This window comes from Mangrovibacterium marinum, from assembly GCF_003046625.1.
In the GTDB taxonomy this organism is placed as follows: Bacteria; Bacteroidota; Bacteroidia; order Bacteroidales; family Prolixibacteraceae; genus Mangrovibacterium; species Mangrovibacterium marinum.
The window spans coordinates 1-16,381 of record NZ_QAAD01000022.1 but is presented as its reverse complement, the minus strand read 5'-3'; the positions used below and the strand labels follow the sequence as shown (position 1 = coordinate 16,381).

The window sequence follows — 16,381 nt, the reverse complement described above, 5'->3', positions numbered from 1 at the left end:
TGGTTGTCTCATGTTGTCGGGTTGTCGGGTTGTTGTCCAAAACAGCCATGACCTTTTTGTTTCGTTTTTGTGTCACTACAAAAATGAAAACCCGTCCGGTAGGACAAGGTTCCTCTTTAATCAAAAGTAGAACCAGAAGAAGCAGCCTCTGAAACGCCGTGAAAGGAACTTTCAAAGCATATACCAGCAGTTCGCTGTAACTCTCCCCTGAATTGAATTAATCCGAGCGGATTAATTCAATTCTGTCCCCTCTCTGCATACAGAGCGGGGAACCCCGAAGCTACAGGTAGATTGCAAAAAACGCATCCACGCATAAGAATGAGGTTTGATCAATGCCAAAAAGTTGGAACCCGGTTGGCCTATTTTTATCAATGTCGAGATCAAACGAAAAGCTTAGTGAACCCGGGAAGCTCCGCCGACAGAAGGAGATCACCCGGATGAACTTAGCTTTTCGGCAGATGGCGGTTGCAGATAAAAATCAGCCATGACCTTTTTGTTTCGTTTTTGTGTCACTACAAAAATGAAAACCCGTCCGGTAGAACAAAGATCCTGATAGAGCAAGAGTAGGTTCTGAAATGCCGCGGAAGAGACTTTCAAAGCGCATACCTGCAGTTCGCTGTAACTCTCCCCTGAATTGAATTAATCCGAGCGGATTAATTCAATTCTGTCCCCTCTCTGCATACAGAGCGGGGAACCCCGAAGCTACAGGTAGATTGCAAAAAACGCATCCACGCATAAGAATGAGGTTTGATCAATGCCAAAAAGTTGGAACCCGGTTGGCCTATTTTTATCAATGTCGAAATCAAACGAAAAGCTTAGTGAACCCGGGAAGCTCCGACGTGAGTCGGAGATCACCCGGATGAACTTAGCTTTTCGGCAGATGGAGGTTGCAGATAAAAATCAGCCATGACCTTTTTGTTTCGTTTTTGTGTCACTACAAAAATGAAAACCCGTCCGGTAGGACAAAGATCCTGATAGAGCAAGAGTAGGTTCTGAAATGCCGCGGAAGAGACTTTCAAAGCGCATACCTGCAGTTCGCTGTAACTCTCCCCTGAACTGAATTAATCCGAACGGATTAATTCAATTCTGTCCCCTCTCTGCGGGCAGAGCGGGGAACCCCGAAGCTACAGGTAGATTGCAAAAAACGCATCCACGCATAAGAATGAGGTTTGATCAATGCCAAAAAATTGGAACCCGGTTGGCCTATTTTTATCAATGCCGAAATCAAACGAAAAGCTTAGTGAACCCGGGAAGCTCCGACGTGAGTCGGAGATCACCCGGATGAACTTAGCTTTTCGGCAGATGGAGGTTGCAGATAAAAATCAGCCATGACCTTTTTGTTTCGTTTTTGTGTCACTACAAAAATGAAAACCCGTCCGGTAGAACAAAGATCCTCTTTAATCAAAAGTAGAACCAGAAGAAGCAGCCTCTGAAACGCCGTGAAAGGAACTTTCAAAGCATATACCAGCAGCCCTCGGTAACTCTCCCCTGAATTGAACCAATCCTGGCGGATTAATTCAATTCTGTCCCCTCTCTGCATACAGAGTGGGGGCGACGGGGGCCGTCCCTAAGGCATCCCCGATGCGGTTTGAAACCCGGCCTACCGCAGGCAGGCGCTTCACCCGACGGGAGCTTCAATAAAAAAAGGGAACCATCCGGCTCCCTTCTTGCTATATCATTTGTTCGGGAATTATTCCCATTCGATTGTTGCCGGCGGTTTCGAGCTGATATCGTAAACTACGCGGTTGATGCCACGCACTTTGTTGATGATCTCGTTCGACATTTTGGCCAGGAACTCGTAAGGCAGGTGCACCCAGTCGGCCGTCATACCATCGGTTGACATGACAGCACGCAGCGCAACAACATTTTCGTACGTACGCTCATCGCCCATCACACCTACCGACTGTACCGGCAACAACATCACGCCAGCTTGCCATACGTCGTCGTAAAGCCCCCACTCTTTCAATCCGTTGATGAAAATGTAGTCGGCTTCTTGCAGGATGCGCACTTTCTCGGGTGTAATATCGCTCAGGATCCGAATACCCAAGCCTGGTCCCGGGAAGGGGTGACGGCCCAGCAATTCGTCTTTAATGCCCAGCGCTTTACCTACGCGGCGAACTTCGTCTTTAAACAGCAGGTTCAACGGTTCAACCACTTTCAGGTTCATCTTCTCGGGCAAACCACCAACGTTGTGGTGCGATTTAATGGTTGCCGATGGTCCGTTTACCGATACCGACTCAATCACGTCGGGGTAAATGGTACCTTGCCCCAACCATTTTACATCTTGTATTTTGTGTGCTTCCTCGTCGAATACTTCGATGAAGTCGCGGCCAATAATCTTCCGTTTTTGTTCCGGATCGGTAATGCCGGCCAGGTCCTTGTAGAAACGATCTTTCGAGTTAACGCCGATCACGTTCAAGCCCATTCCTTTATAGGAATCCAAAACAGCTTCGAACTCATTCTTGCGCAACAAACCGTTGTCAACAAAGATACAAGTCAACTTATCGCCGATTGCTTTGTTCAGCAACACCCCGGCTACCGTCGAGTCAACACCACCTGAAAGACCGAGAACAACTTTGTCGTCACCAATCTTCTCTTTCAGTTGCGCCACGGTCGTTTCAATGAACGAAGCAGGTGTCCAGTCTTGTTTGCAACCGCAAATACCCACAGCGAAGTTCTTCAGCAACTGGGTTCCTTCGGTTGTGTGGTACACTTCGGGGTGGAACTGGATAGCCCAGGTATCTTCACCTCCGATTTTGTAGGCGGCGTTTTTCACATCGGCAGTCGACGCAATCACCTGGTAGTTTTCAGGCAAGCGCTCGATGGTATCGCCGTGCGACATCCACACCTGTGTGTTTAAAGTCAGATGCTTGAACAATTCGTTTTCCTGATCGATATACCCCAGGTTAGCACGACCATACTCACGTGAATCCGAAGGCAACACTTCGCCTCCGTAATGATGCGCCAGGTATTGCGCACCATAGCAAACGCCCAGCAAAGGCATTTTCCCTTTAATGGCCGAAAGATCAGGGATTGGTGCATTTTCGTCGCGAACCGATGAAGGGCTACCACTCAGGATGACCCCTTTGACGGTTTCGTCGATTGCCGGAAAATGGTTAAACGGGTGAATTTCACAATAGATATTCAGCTCGCGCACACGTCGACCGATCAATTGCGTGTACTGGGAACCAAAATCAAGAATAAGAATTTTCTCTTGCATGAATCTGATTTTTATTGAAAGCGCAAAGATAAAAAAATAGTCTACAGATAGGAAGTTAAAATTTTATCGGCCTTCAAATTGATTCCGAAATGAATGAAACAGGAAAATTTCCGCTACAACAGTTGAAGCCGTCACGAGCTCATTTGCTCGCGAAAATAAAAAAAAGCAGCCTGCAAACTGTAATTTATCGGCCCTTTCGCATACCCAATATCCAAACAATTAATTCGAATAAGCAGATGAATTATTTCAAAACATTAGGACTTGGCCTGATGGCTATGGCCGCCGTTTCGTGTAGCCACGGTCCTCAAACAATGGCCGGCAAAGGGCTCGACCCCGCCGATATGGACACAACCATTGCTCCGGGAGCCGATTTTGATCAATACGCCAACGGAGGATGGAAAAAACGCCATCCCCTGCCCGACGAGAAAAGCCGCTACGGCGCCTTCGATGTGTTGGGCGACGAAGCTGAAAAGCAGGTAAAAGAACTGTTTGCGGCTATCAGCTCAAACAACTTTAAACAGGGCAGCATTGAACAGAAAATTGCAAACTTCTATGCCAGCGGCATGGACACTACAGCCATTGAAGCCCGGAACCTGGCGCCACTGCAACCTTACCTCAGCCAAATCGACGAGCTGAAGTCCAAAGCAGATTTACAACAATTGCTGGCAGCCTGGCAATCGTATGGTCTGAACCCCTTGTTCGGCATTTATGCCGACGCCGATCAGAAAAACTCGGCGATGAAAGTGGCCTACCTCTATCAAAGTGGCCTGGGCATGCCTAACCGCGATTATTACTTAAATAAGGATGATCATTCGTTAGATATTCAGCAAAAATACCGCGCTTACATTGCCGGGCTGCTGCAGATTTTGGGTCAAGAGCCCGAAAGTGCTCAGCAAGATGCTGAAACCATCTATGCCATGGAAAAGGAAATTGCCGAATTTTCGATGAGCATGCTCGACCAGCGCGATCCGTACAAGGTGTACAATAAGATGAATCTGGATCAGTTGATCGCCACCGCTCCGGAATATAACTGGAAAGCCTATTTCGATGGTGTAAAGCTGAGCAATCCGGGCGACTTCATTGTTTGCCAGCCCGATTTTATGAAGGCAATGGCCCAAATGGTGGAAGCAAAACCGCTTGCCGACTGGAAACAATACCTGAAATATCACACCATTTCCAATTTCTCGAGCGAATTACCTCACGCTGTGGGTGACCTGAGCTTCGAATTTTATGGTAAAACCTTAAGTGGAAGTCTGGTTCAACGTCCGCGCTGGAAACGTGTTCAGGAAGCAACAGCCGGTGCTTTGGGTGAAGCGGTAGGCCAGTTATACGTGAAAGAATACTTCCCGCCGGAAGCCAAAGAACGGATGTTGAAATTGGTTGAAAACCTGCGCAAAGCCTTGGCCGTTCGCATCGGTAACCTAAGCTGGATGAGCGACACCACCAAAGAAAAAGCAATTGAAAAGCTGAACGCCATTACGGTTAAAATCGGCTACCCCGACAAATGGAAAGATTACAGTTCGTTGGAAATTACTCCGGATTCTTATTTCCAAAACGTGGTAAATGCCAATAACTTCTACTTCGCTGATATGCTCAGCAAGGTCAATAAACCGGTTGATAAAACCGAATGGGGAATGACGCCGCAAACAGTCAATGCCTACTACAACCCGTCGGCTAACGAAATTGTATTCCCGGCAGCAATTCTACAGCCTCCTTTCTTTTATATGGACGCTGACGATGCCATTAATTACGGCGCTATCGGAGTTGTCATCGGCCACGAGATGTCGCACGGATTTGACGATCAGGGCCGGCAGTACGATAAGATCGGCAACCTGAACGACTGGTGGCAAGCCGACGATGCGGAACGTTTCAACGAAAAAACGAAACGTTTAGCCAATCAGTTCAGCCAATTCACGGTTCTGGACACCGTAAAAGCCGATGGTAAACTTACCCTGGGTGAAAACATTGCCGACCTGGGTGGCTTAAATATCTCGTATACAGCCATGCAGATGGCGCTTAAAGGCGACGAGCCCCAAATTGATGGCTTCACACCTGATCAACGTTTCTTTTTATCGTACGCACACATTTGGGCGCAAAATATTCGCGACGAAGAGAAACTTCGCTTAACGAAAGTTGATGTGCACTCGCTGGGCCGTTACCGTGTGCTGGGACCACTGCGCAACACGCCTGAGTTTTACGCAGCCTTCGATATTAAAGCGGGGGATTATATGTACTTACCGGAAGATGAACGTGTCGTGATCTGGTAATCACAACGAATTAAACAGAAAAGGCGAGCTTCGTATGAGGCTCGCCTTTTTTTGTGTATTTGTCTGAATTATAAATCCAACTCAGCCATAATCGCTTCAATTTTTGCTTCGGCAGCTTTATCAACCGCGTCGAAATCAGCGCGCGATTTCAACTCGCCGGCCACTTCAAAATAGAATTTGATTTTGGGTTCGGTTCCCGACGGACGAACAGAAATCTTTGTTCCGTCTTCGGTGAAGAACTGCATCACATCGGCGGTAATCTTCTTGTCAAGTTTGTTCACTTCGCCTGTCAACAGGTTTTTCTCGCTCAGATCGGCATAATCTTTCACAATTTTCATTTTACTTCCGCCCAACGCTTTAGGAGGATTTGTGCGGAAATTCACCATCATCTGTTTAATCTCGTCAGCCCCTGTTTTCCCCTGACGAACGATGTATTTCATTTTCTCTTTCGAGAAGCCGTACTCCAGGTAAATATCCTGAATCAATTCGTACAAGCTTTTGCCTTGGTCTTTAGCCCAGGCTGCAATCTCGCCCATCAACGCACAAGCCGAAACAGCATCTTTATCGCGCACAAAGTCAGCCGGCATAAACCCGAAGCTTTCCTCGCCACCACCAATGAATCGTTTCACGCCTTCGTTTTCGCGAATCACTTCAGCGATGTATTTAAAGCCGGTATAAACATCGAAGAACTCAATTCCGTTTTTGGCTGCTATTTCTGCAATCTTCTCCGTCGACACGATTGTTTTCACCACATATTCATTCCCTTTCAGGGCATTGCTCTCTTTCATTCGTGTAATGATGTAATAAATGAAGAGCAAAGCAGTTTGGTTACCATTAATAATGATAAACTCACCTTTGTCGTTTTTAACAGCTACCCCAAGACGGTCAGCATCCGGGTCGGAAGCCAAAACCACATCGGCATCCACTTCGGCACCTTTTTTCATGGCCATTTCCATAGCTGCTGTTTCTTCGGGATTTGGAGATACCACGGTTGGGAAATCGCCACTCACCACGTCCTGCTCAGGCACATGAATAACGTTTTCGAAGCCAAAAGCTTCCAACGCAGCAGGAATCAGTTTTACGCCCGTTCCGTGAATCGGCGTGTAAACGATTTTCAAGTCTTTGTATTTAGCCACAAGCTCAGGAGCTAACGAAACGGTCTTTACTTGTGCTAAAAATTTGTTGTCCATCTCTTCACCCAAAATCTCAATCAGTGCTTCGTTTTTGTTGAAGTTGATGTCCTCGGCTTTGACTTTTTGCACTTCGCCAATGATGTTTTTATCGTGCGGACCTACGATTTGTGAGCCATCGGTCCAGTATGCTTTATAGCCATTGTATTCTTTGGGGTTGTGCGAGGCCGTAAGGATAATACCACTCTGGCAACCTAACTCGCGAATCGCAAACGACAACTCCGGCGTTGGGCGCAAATCTTCGAATAGATACACCTTGATGCCGTTTGCCGAGAAAATATCAGCACTTTTTTCGGCGAACAAGCGACTGTTATTTCGGCAATCGTAACCTATGGCCACCTTAATCTCCTGGTTGGCAAACTCCTTCTTCAGGTAGTTACTCAAACCCTGAGTTGCTGCACCTACCGTGTAAATATTCATCCGGTTCGATCCGGCCCCCATGATCCCGCGAAGGCCTCCGGTTCCAAATTCCAGATCTTTATAAAATGAATCAATTAATTCAGTTTTATCTTCCTGATCCAACATACGCTGAACCTCTTTTCTCGTCTCCGCATCGTAAACTTCGCTTAGCCAGTTCTTTGCTCTGGCTACTACTTCGCTCAAAACTTCATTGTTCGTTGTCATACTCTACTCTATTTGATTTGTTTGGTATTCATGTTGTTCATAATCTAAGGGCACACGTCAGTGACATTGCTCAGTGTTGCGCTTTCAACTGCGCAATGCAGTCTTTCAGACTATCGCGCCAATATGGAATTGTAATTCCGTAGTTGCGCTTTATTTTTTTCTTACATAGTACGCTGTATGCCGGTCGTTTGGCCGGTGTTGGGTACTCGTCGGTGCTGATTGGGCGCACATTACAGTCGATGCCGTAAATCTCGTGAATTGCTTTTGCAAAATCGTACCAACTGCAAACCCCTTCGTTTGAAAAATGATAGATGCCGCCCTTCCAGCTGGCCGCATCTGCCAGTGCCTTATCAATAATCATCAGTATGGCATCGGCCAAATCGCCGGCATAAGTGGGTGTGCCCACCTGGTCGACTACAACCTTCAGTTCATCCCGCTCAATGCCCAGCTTAATCATCGTTTTAGCGAAATTTTTGCCATAGCTGGAATACAACCAGGATGTACGGATAATGATAGCCTTCGGGTTCTCTTTCACCAGGGCAATTTCGCCATTCAGCTTTGTTTTTCCGTAAACCGAATCCGGATCAACCAGGTCGGCCTCCTCGTAGGGCGTACAGGCTGTGCCGTCGAACACATAGTCGGTGGAAACATGAACAACCTTGGCATCGATGGCTGTGGCCAGCTTTCCTAAAAATGCCGGCACTTTGGTGTTGATCAAGCTGGCTAGTTCAACATCTGTTTCAGCCACATCAACAGCAGTATACGCAGCACAATTAATAATAAAAGAAGGTTTGTGTTCCTCAATAAAAGCACGAACGGCTTCAAAATCGGTCAGATCCAGTTCATCGACGTCGGTCAACAAAAAATCGATACCGGGAAATTGTTCCGATCTGGCTTTTATTTCAGAGCCCAATTGTCCGTTTGCACCGGTAATTAATACTTTCATTCAAACAGTTTTATGTGATGATGGGATTTCGTCCTACCCCGAACTTCAAAAATAGCTGTAATTTATCAGTGATCTTTCAAAGAAATAAAAATCCAACAGATATTTAACAAAGATGCACTACCAATTTGGCTGAAGCTCGCGAAACGAACCATTTTTCATATCTTTTTCAGACAAAAGCGCTTCGCGGCAGTCTATTGGCCAGTCAATCTTCAGGTCCGGATCATCATAGCGGATACCGCCCTCGGCCTGCGGATTATAAAAGTTATCGCATTTGTAAGTCAATGTTGCTTTAGGGCTTAACACCGCAAAACCATGAGCAAAGCCACGCGGAATAAACAGTTGCTTCTTGTTGGCTGCACTGAGCTCTACCCCGTACCACTGCCCGAATGTAGTCGATTGCGGCCGCAAATCAACGGCAACATCCCAAACGACCCCCTCGGTAACGCGCACCAGCTTGGCCTGTGCCGACGTGCCGGTTTGATAGTGCAAACCACGGATTACCCCCTGCGACGAACGCGATTCGTTATCCTGCACAAAATCTGCTTCAATCCCTGCTTGTTTGTATTTCAGGGCATGAAAGCTTTCAAAAAAATAGCCTCGCTCATCTTCAAAAACGCGAGGAGTTAAAATCACTAATCCCTCCAAGGGGCTTGTTTCAACCTGCATAGTCTAAATATCGGTATTTAAAATGAAGAAACTTCGTTATTGGCCAACCGAATTAAATATTGCCCGTACTTATTCTTTTTAAGTGGCTCGGCGAGTTGGCGCAGTTGATCGGCAGTGATATAGCCCTTTTTGAAGGCAATCTCTTCAACGCACGACACTTTCAAGCCTTGTCGTTGCTCAATGGTGGCAATAAAATTGGATGCCTGCAGCAGGCTTTCGTGCGTGCCGGTATCCAACCAGGCAAAACCACGCCCCAACAGTTTTACACGCAATCGGTTTTCATCCAGGTACAGCCGGTTCAGATCGGTTATTTCCAGCTCGCCCCGCTTCGATGGCTTTAACGATTTGGCTTTTTGCACCACATCATTCGAATAAAAGTACAAACCGGTAACGGCGTAATTCGACTTGGGATGTTCCGGCTTTTCCTCAATTCCCAGCACTTTACCATCAGCATCAAACTCAACAACCCCATAGCGTTCAGGGTCGTTCACGTAGTAGCCAAACACAACGGCACCATCGTCAACCGAGGCAGCCTGGGCGAGCAAGGCACTAAAATTATATCCATAAAAGATGTTGTCACCCAAAATCATGGCCACATGGTCGTTGCCAATAAACTCCTCACCTATTATAAAGGCTTGGGCCAGCCCGTCGGGCGAAGCTTGTACTTTGTAATGTAAGTCGAGCCCTAGTTGTGATCCGTCGCCCAACAGACGTTCGAAGTTGGGCAAATCTTCCGGAGTCGAAATAATCAGGATCTCGCGAATGCCAGCCAGCATGAGCACCGACAGCGGATAATAAATCATGGGTTTGTCGTAAACCGGAATAAGTTGTTTCGAAATGGTTTGTGTTATCGGGTATAAGCGGGTTCCGGATCCTCCGGCCAGAATAATTCCTTTCATGCAATATATAAATTTAGGTACGGTAACTGCCTTCAGCGAAGACCTTACACAAAACTAAACTCTTTTCGGGTGACACGGCTGTATTTCCCGCAAAAATCGGCATAAAAGAAAACATTCGGCCGCTTTTCCGTAAAATTGGTAAAAAAAAGCTGCCAACACTTTGCAGTCAGTCGGAATAATCATACTTTTGCCGCGCGTTAGCAAAATATAATGTCTAACTTATTAATTAATTGAAATTTAAAATGGTAGAAAACAAAGAGAACCTTGAGATCAAGGAAGAAGTTGCGCAGGTAGCTACAGCTGCTAGCAACGAAGACTTTGATTGGGCTGCACTGGAGTCGGAAGACGAAGGTTTTGCCGGTCAACGTGGTGAAAACGAATTTGAAAAAATGTACGACAACACACTGAACACTGTTCAGGAAAAAGAAGTGTTGGAAGGTACTGTAATCTCGATGAACAAACGCGAAGTTGTTGTTGACATCGGTTACAAATCAGACGGTATCGTTTCGTTAAACGAATTCCGTTACAATCCGGATCTGAAAGTAGGCGACTCAGTAGAAGTTTACATTGAAAGCCTGGAAGACAAAAAAGGCCAGATGATTTTATCGCACAAAAAAGCTCGTGCAATGCGCTCTTGGGATCGTGTTAACGCTGCTTTGGACAACGACGAAATCATTAAAGGTTACATCAAATGCCGCACAAAAGGTGGTATGATCGTTGACGTATTCGGCATCGAAGCATTCTTGCCAGGTTCACAAATTGACGTGAAACCAATCCGCGACTACGATATGTACGTTGGTAAAACAATGGAATTCAAAGTGGTTAAAATCAACCAGGAATTCCGTAACGTAGTTGTATCACATAAAGCATTGATCGAAGCAGAACTTGAACAACAGAAAAAAGAGATCATCTCGAAACTGGAAAAAGGTCAAGTTCTGGAAGGAACCGTTAAAAACATCACTTCTTACGGTGTATTCATCGACTTGGGTGGCGTTGACGGCTTGATCCACATCACTGACTTGAGCTGGGGTCGTATCTCGCACCCGAACGAAATCGTTGAATTGGATCAGAAACTGAACGTTGTAATCCTGGACTTCGACGATGACAAAAAACGGATCGCTCTTGGTCTGAAACAATTGACTCCTCACCCATGGGATAACCTAGACGCTGAATTGAAAGTTGGCGACACGGTGAAAGGTAAAGTTGTTGTTATGGCTGACTACGGTGCATTCGTTGAAATCGCTCCGGGCGTAGAAGGTTTGATCCACGTTTCAGAAATGAGCTGGTCACAACACTTGCGTTCAGCACAAGACTTCCTGAAAGTAGGCGACGAAATCGAAGCTCAAATCCTGACTCTGGACCGCGACGAGCGCAAAATGTCATTGGGTATCAAACAACTGCGTCAAGACCCTTGGCAAGATATCGACACTCGTTTCGGCGTAGGATCTCAACACACGGCAACAGTTCGCAACTTCACCAACTTCGGTGTATTTGTTGAAATCGAAGAAGGTGTTGACGGCTTAATCCACATCTCTGACCTGAGCTGGACCAAGAAAATCAAACACCCTTCTGAATTCACTTCAATCGGTGCTGATATCGAAGTTGTTGTTCTGGACATCGACAAAGAAAACCGTCGTTTGAGCTTAGGCCACAAACAATTGGAAGAAAACCCATGGGATGTATTCGAAACAATCTTCTCCGTAGATTCTATCCATGAAGGTACTGTTGTTGAGTTGTTCGACAAAGGTGCTACAATCGCTCTTCCTTACGGTGTTGAAGGATTCGCAACTCCTCGCCACCTGGTAAAAGAAGACGGTTCTCAAGCTGCTTTGGAAGAAAAACTGGACTTCAAAGTAATCGAGTTCTCGAAATCTGCAAAACGCATCATTTTGTCTCACTCTCGTGTATTCGAAGATGAGAAAAAATCGACTGATACAGCAGAGAAGAAAGCTGCAGCTAAGCAAACTAAAAAAGCAGTGAAAACTGTAAAAGATAACCTGGAGAAAACAACTTTGGGTGACATCAGCGAGTTGGCTGCCTTGAAATCTCAAATGGAAGCTGAAGAAAACAAAGAAAAGTAAGAATTACTTACACATTGTTCTACAGAATTTCGTAAATTTCCATTCATGGAATTTCAAGTAATAAACAAGGACAATCTGTCAGTCATTAAAGTACTGAGCTCTAAGCTGGATACCAACAATGCTCCTGATTTGAAATCGGAATTGGTGGTATTGGGTAACGAAAATGTGAAAAATATAATCCTCGATGTCAGCGCTTGTTCCTACATCGACTCATCGGGATTAAGTTCCATTTTAGTTGCCAACCGCTTATGCGAAGATGCAATTGGTACATTTATCCTCTGCGGATTGCAACCTGATGTGGAACATCTGATTCGCCTGTCAATGCTTCATACCGTTCTGCTGATTACAAAAACAGTAGAAGAAGCTGAAGAGTTGCTGGCTAAAAAAGAAAAACTTTAAGGTTTCTCTTTCATGCAGGTTCCATTCAAATTAACAATTCTGGGAAGTAGTTCGGCAACGCCTACTTCCGAAAGATACCCAACCGCTCAAGTGCTCAATGTACTTGGGCGGTTTTTTTTAATTGATTGCGGCGAAGGCACTCAGCAGCAATTACGCCGTAACCGGATTAATTACAGTAAAATTGATCATATCTGTATCTCCCACCTTCACGGTGATCATTTTTTTGGATTGATCGGATTGATTTCGACCTTCATTTTACAGGGACGACGTAGCGCACTACATATCTATGCCCATTCGGAACTGCAACGCTACATCAAGTTTCAACTCGATTTTTTGCAGCTCGACCAAACAGCTTTTCCCCTTATTTTTCACCCGCTGAACTTTAAAAGGCCACAGGTTATTGTCGAAAACAAGAAACTACGGGTGAGCTCGTTCCCGTTAAAGCACCGCATTGCCTGCTGTGGTTTTCTCTTTGAAGAACTTCCGCGCGAAGCCAACATCATCAAAGAAAAAATAGCACAGTATAATATTCCCATCCGCGAAATCAAAAACATAAAGGCAGGAGCCGAGTTCATTACTGAAAACGGGCAAGTTATTCCCAATGCCGAGCTAACCATTCCGGCTCCGAAGCCCCGCTCTTATGCCTACTGCTCGGACACGGCCTACAACGAGGCCATGATAGATACCATTCGTGGAGTTGATCTGCTGTACCACGAAGCAACTTTTGCGCAGCAAGATACGGCCTTGGCTGCTGCCACCTTCCATTCAACCGGCGTGCAGGCGGCTCAAATTGCCAAGGCTGCCGAAGCGAAAAAACTCTTGATCGGTCATTTTTCGGCCCGTTACAAAACTCCCGCCGAAATCCTGCGACAGGCCAGGGATATCTTTCCCGCCACCGAGGCCGTGAAGGATAATGCCAGCTACCTAGTCGAATAAGCACGCAAAGCAACAACAGAAATAGGCTGACTGATGGATAAATTTTATCTTTGGGCATCCTAAATCATTTTATCTATGAATTTTAAATATTTCTATCTGATTCTGATGCTGTGCGTTGGCATCCGACTAAATGCACAAGAGACTGAGCAGCAAAAAATTGATCGTATGCAATGGTTCGAAGATGCGAAACTGGGAATTTTCATCCACTGGGGAATTTACTCGGTAAACGGTATCGACGAAAGCTGGTCGTTTTTCAACAATTACATCTCCTACGACGATTACATGAACCAACTTAACGGGTTCACGGCTAAAAATTACGATCCCCAACAATGGGTTAATCTAATTAAAGGTGCCGGAGCACGCTATGCGGTCATCACCACCAAGCATCACGATGGTGTGGCACTTTGGGATACCCACTGTTCAGACCTGAGCATTCCCCAAAAATCGCCCGCCGGCAAAGACGTCATTGCCCCGTTTGTGAAAGAATTGCAACGCGAAAAAATAAAAGTAGGCCTCTATTATTCCTTGCTCGACTGGTCGAACCCCGACTACCCGAACAAAACCCGAACTGAAAAGCGCTACACCGACGATCCGGAGCGCTGGAATCGCTTTGTGAAATTTAACTTTTGCCAACTCGAAGAGCTGTCCAAAACATTTAAACCCGACCTGTATTGGTTCGACGGCGACTGGGAGCAGTCGGCCGAAGCATGGCATGCCCGCGAACTGAGCGAAAGCCTGCACAAATGGAATAAGGGCATCATCCTCAATTCGCGCATCCAGGGCTATGGCGATTACGAAACACCCGAGCAAGGATTGCCGGTTACCCGCCCCAACTCGCGCTGGTGGGAACTGTGTATGACCATGAACAACTCGTGGGGATACCAGCACAACGACCATGCCTACAAAACGCCCAACCAAATCATCCGCATCCTGGTCGACTGCATCAGCATGGGCGGCAACCTCTTGCTCGACATTGGCCCCAAAGCCGACGGATCGATCCCGGATCAGCAAGTCAACATTTTGAAAGAATTGGGACGCTGGACCAACAAACACGAAGAGGCCATCTGCGGAACACGCGCCGGCATCCCTCATGAGCACTTCTACGGCCCTACTGCCTTGAGCAAGGACAGCAGCATTCTGTATCTGTACCTTCCCTATAAACCCAACGGCCCGCTAATGATTAAAGGGTTGAAAAATGAGATTAACCGCATCTGGGTTGTTGGCGAAGGTACCAAGCTAAACTGGCAAGTGGTTGGTAAACAATACTGGAGTGCTGTTCCCGGAATTGTTTATATCGATGTGCCCGAAACGGTGCTCGATCCGGAAGTAACCGTAATTGCTGTTTTACTGAAAGGAAAAGTAGATCTGTACCGCGAGCAAGGACAGGTTATCGAAAGTAATTGATGCGGCCAACCGGCACACAAACAGTCCGCGATGCTGAATTTCATTCGTTGGGGCTATGTGCAAGTGCGCCGGACAAAAAGCATTCTATATTATAACAATAAATTGAAATTATGAGACAAACATTGGCAGGCCTTATCGCCCTTTTGCTGACAGTTAACCTGTTTGCTCAAAATAAGGACGAAGCCAAAATTGAAAGCTACCCCAAGGGAAAAGGTTTTTATTACGAAACCATTCTGAAGGACATCAGTCATGTAACCGACTCGTTGCAAGCCGAGGCTCCGGCATCTCGCTTAACCATGGACCAATCGACCTATGAGTTGCCGAACAAAGTCAATCTTTATACGCGGCAATGGGCCAACCCGGTTCTCTCGCAGGGAAACACCGGTACCTGCTGGGACTTTTCAACCCTCTCCTTCTACGAATCGGAAATTTTCCGCACAACGGGGAAGAAGGTGAAACTGTCGGAAATGTACATCGCCTACAACGAATACCTGGCCAAAGCAAAACGCTTTATCGACCAACGCGGCAATTCGCTGTTCGACGAAGGCTCGGAGGGAAATGCGGTAGCCCGCGTGGCCCTGGCCTGCGGACTTGTGCCCGCAAGCGAATACACCGGTCTGATCGACGGCCGAAAATACCACGACCACAGCCAGATGATGGCAGAAATGAGCGGCTACTTAAATTCACTGAAGACATCGAATGCCTGGAATACCGATCAGGCGCTCGAAACCATTGCTTCGATTATGAACCATTATATGGGTGTTCCTCCGACTTCGTTTACGGTGGACGGCAACGAATATACGCCCATGAGCTACATGACCGATTACCTGAAACTGGATCCGAACGATTTTGTTGAAATTCTTTCGTACAAGCAGAAGCCCTATTGGCAACAGGTTGAATACACCGTGCCCGACAACTGGTGGCACAATGCCGACTATTACAATGTTCCGCTGGATGTTTATATGGATATCATCCGTAAGGCTATCCGCGAGGGTTATACCATGAGCATTGGCGGCGATGTGTCGGAAGCCGGCTTCCTGCGCGATACGCAATGTGCCATGATCCCCGATTTCGACATTCCCGCAGCCTACATTAACGAAGATGCGCGGGCATTCCGTTTCGATAACGAAACCACAACCGACGACCACGGCATGCACCTGGTTGGCTACCTGGAGAACTATAACAACGACGGCAAAGACTGGTACCTGATTAAGGACTCCAGCTCGGGCTCGCGCAATAACGATCCTGAAGCCCCCGAGTTTGGCTACTATTTCTTTAGCCACGACTATGTGAAGTTGAAAATGATGGGCTTCACCATCCATAAAGACGCTGTAAAAGATATTCTGAAGAAATTCAAATAGGCTATTACCCGTTCGATACCGTCATCCCGAATTTATTCCGGGATCTGTTCCTTTCAGGTCGCAGATTCCGGAACGAGTTCGGGATGACTTTTTTCTGAAAGTCACTCACCAAAATATAGTTCGGTTATAAAAGAATTATAATTTTTTCTACGTGCTCACAATGGCAACAACTGTTGGTTCTTAGCGTCTGATGTCAGTTTTTTCTACGGGATTTAATCACCAAAAAACCCACGACCTTTTAATTTCGATAGACGCTTTTTAAATCTGCTAATTGTCTTTCTAACCGTTGTATTCTTTTTAATCTTCGTTGTTCTTCAATTGCCTTGTTCTGGCTACTTAATAAGTAAGGTGTTTTTTCCCAGAGAACAAAGTAAGCAGCCGTCAGGAT

Annotated in this window: 11 protein-coding genes; 6 read left to right on the top strand and 5 right to left on the bottom strand. The window is 46.3% G+C overall.

The window, feature by feature from the left end; translation table 11 throughout:
- Positions 1-1,690: 1,690 nt before the first annotated feature.
- Entirely contained in the window at positions 1,691-3,220 is a 1,530-nt protein-coding gene (guaA, locus tag C8N47_RS15845; RefSeq protein ID WP_107823551.1) for a glutamine-hydrolyzing GMP synthase, read from the bottom strand.
- Between the two features lie 236 nt (positions 3,221-3,456).
- On the opposite strand from guaA, the gene C8N47_RS15840 reads away from it, so the two are divergent.
- The gene (locus tag C8N47_RS15840; RefSeq protein ID WP_107823584.1) at positions 3,457-5,487 is read left to right on the top strand and encodes a M13 family metallopeptidase; all 2,031 of its coding nucleotides are present in this window, start codon (positions 3,457-3,459) and stop codon (positions 5,485-5,487) included.
- A 68-nt stretch (positions 5,488-5,555) separates the two neighbouring features.
- Here the strand turns inward: C8N47_RS15840 and C8N47_RS15835 are convergent, their stop codons facing one another.
- From C8N47_RS15835 to rfbA, 4 genes are all read right to left on the bottom strand, one after another.
- Positions 5,556-7,301: a phospho-sugar mutase gene (locus C8N47_RS15835; protein WP_107823550.1), complete on the bottom strand. Its 1,746-nt coding sequence runs from the start codon at positions 7,299-7,301 to the stop codon at positions 5,556-5,558.
- Between the two features lie 70 nt (positions 7,302-7,371).
- Positions 7,372-8,247, bottom strand: coding sequence for a dTDP-4-dehydrorhamnose reductase (gene rfbD, locus C8N47_RS15830; protein WP_107823549.1), 876 nt, complete (start codon positions 8,245-8,247; stop codon positions 7,372-7,374).
- A 117-nt stretch (positions 8,248-8,364) separates the two neighbouring features.
- Positions 8,365-8,913, bottom strand: a complete 549-nt coding sequence (gene rfbC / locus C8N47_RS15825; RefSeq protein ID WP_107823548.1) for a dTDP-4-dehydrorhamnose 3,5-epimerase — start codon at positions 8,911-8,913, stop codon at positions 8,365-8,367.
- Between the two features lie 17 nt (positions 8,914-8,930).
- Positions 8,931-9,812 carry a glucose-1-phosphate thymidylyltransferase RfbA gene (gene rfbA / locus C8N47_RS15820; RefSeq protein ID WP_211316175.1) on the bottom strand — a complete coding sequence of 294 codons (882 nt, stop codon included), beginning with the start codon at positions 9,810-9,812 and terminating at the stop codon, positions 8,931-8,933.
- Positions 9,813-10,054: 242 nt separating this feature from the next.
- Between rfbA and rpsA the strand changes: the two genes are divergently transcribed.
- The 5 genes from rpsA (at position 10,055) to C8N47_RS15795 (ending at position 15,993) form a co-directional block, all read left to right on the top strand.
- On the top strand, positions 10,055-11,893 hold the full coding sequence (gene rpsA, locus C8N47_RS15815) for a 30S ribosomal protein S1 (protein WP_107823546.1): 1,839 nt from the start codon (positions 10,055-10,057) through the stop codon (positions 11,891-11,893).
- A 45-nt stretch (positions 11,894-11,938) separates the two neighbouring features.
- A complete protein-coding gene (locus tag C8N47_RS15810) occupies positions 11,939-12,292 on the top strand; it encodes an STAS domain-containing protein (protein WP_107823545.1) in 354 nt (117 codons plus the stop codon).
- Positions 12,293-12,304: 12 nt separating this feature from the next.
- Complete coding sequence (locus C8N47_RS15805; RefSeq protein WP_107823544.1) at positions 12,305-13,228, top strand: ribonuclease Z; 924 nt, start codon at positions 12,305-12,307, stop codon at positions 13,226-13,228.
- Positions 13,229-13,303: 75 nt separating this feature from the next.
- Positions 13,304-14,632, top strand: coding sequence for an alpha-L-fucosidase (locus tag C8N47_RS15800; protein WP_107823543.1), 1,329 nt, complete (start codon positions 13,304-13,306; stop codon positions 14,630-14,632).
- 110 nt (positions 14,633-14,742) lie between these two features.
- Entirely contained in the window at positions 14,743-15,993 is a 1,251-nt protein-coding gene (locus C8N47_RS15795; protein ID WP_107823542.1) for a C1 family peptidase, read from the top strand.
- The last annotated feature ends 388 nt before the right edge of the window (positions 15,994-16,381 follow it).